At 53.6% G+C, this 1,555-nt stretch carries 1 rRNA gene; it reads right to left on the reverse strand.

The window, feature by feature from the left end:
• Positions 1-1,553 (reverse strand): 16S ribosomal RNA (locus R7M92_RS24880).
• Positions 1,554-1,555 lie beyond the last annotated feature (2 nt).

The raw sequence follows: 1,555 nt of genomic DNA on the forward strand, positions 1-1,555 counted from the left end.
TAAGGAGGTGATCCAGCGCCAGGTTCCCCTAGCGCTACCTTGTTACGACTTCACCCCAGTCATGAACCACAAAGTGGTAAGCGTCCCCCCGAAGGTTAAACTACCTACTTCTTTTGCAGCCCACTCCCATGGTGTGACGGGCGGTGTGTACAAGGCCCGGGAACGTATTCACCGTGGCATTCTGATCCACGATTACTAGCGATTCCGACTTCATGGAGTCGAGTTGCAGACTCCAATCCGGACTACGACGCACTTTTTGGGATTCGCTCACTTTCGCAAGTTGGCTGCCCTCTGTATGCGCCATTGTAGCACGTGTGTAGCCCTACTCGTAAGGGCCATGATGACTTGACGTCGTCCCCACCTTCCTCCGGTTTATCACCGGCAGTCTCCCTGGAGTTCCCGACATTACTCGCTGGCAAACAAGGATAAGGGTTGCGCTCGTTGCGGGACTTAACCCAACATTTCACAACACGAGCTGACGACAGCCATGCAGCACCTGTCTCAGAGTTCCCGAAGGCACCAATCCATCTCTGGAAAGTTCTCTGGATGTCAAGAGTAGGTAAGGTTCTTCGCGTTGCATCGAATTAAACCACATGCTCCACCGCTTGTGCGGGCCCCCGTCAATTCATTTGAGTTTTAATCTTGCGACCGTACTCCCCAGGCGGTCTACTTAACGCGTTAGCTCCGAAAGCCACGGCTCAAGGCCACAACCTCCAAGTAGACATCGTTTACGGCGTGGACTACCAGGGTATCTAATCCTGTTTGCTCCCCACGCTTTCGCATCTGAGTGTCAGTATCTGTCCAGGGGGCCGCCTTCGCCACCGGTATTCCTTCAGATCTCTACGCATTTCACCGCTACACCTGAAATTCTACCCCCCTCTACAGTACTCTAGTCTGCCAGTTTCAAATGCTATTCCGAGGTTGAGCCCCGGGCTTTCACATCTGACTTAACAAACCACCTGCATGCGCTTTACGCCCAGTAATTCCGATTAACGCTCGCACCCTCCGTATTACCGCGGCTGCTGGCACGGAGTTAGCCGGTGCTTCTTCTGTCGCTAACGTCAAATAATGCAGCTATTAACTACACTACCTTCCTCACGACTGAAAGTGCTTTACAACCCGAAGGCCTTCTTCACACACGCGGCATGGCTGCATCAGGCTTGCGCCCATTGTGCAATATTCCCCACTGCTGCCTCCCGTAGGAGTCTGGACCGTGTCTCAGTTCCAGTGTGGCTGATCATCCTCTCAGACCAGCTAGGGATCGTCGCCTTGGTGAGCCCTTACCTCACCAACTAGCTAATCCCACCTAGGCATATCCTGACGCGAGAGGCCCGAAGGTCCCCCTCTTTGGCCCGTAGGCATCATGCGGTATTAGCCATCGTTTCCAATGGTTATCCCCCACATCAGGGCAATTTCCTAGGCATTACTCACCCGTCCGCCGCTCGACGCCGTTATCGTTCCCCGAAGGTTCAGATAACTCGTTTCCGCTCGACTTGCATGTGTTAGGCCTGCCGCCAGCGTTCAATCTGAGCCATGATCAAACTCTTCAATTTAA

The organism is Vibrio sp. Vb2880 (assembly GCF_033337975.1).
GTDB classification, from domain to species: Bacteria; Pseudomonadota; Gammaproteobacteria; order Enterobacterales; family Vibrionaceae; genus Vibrio; species Vibrio alginolyticus.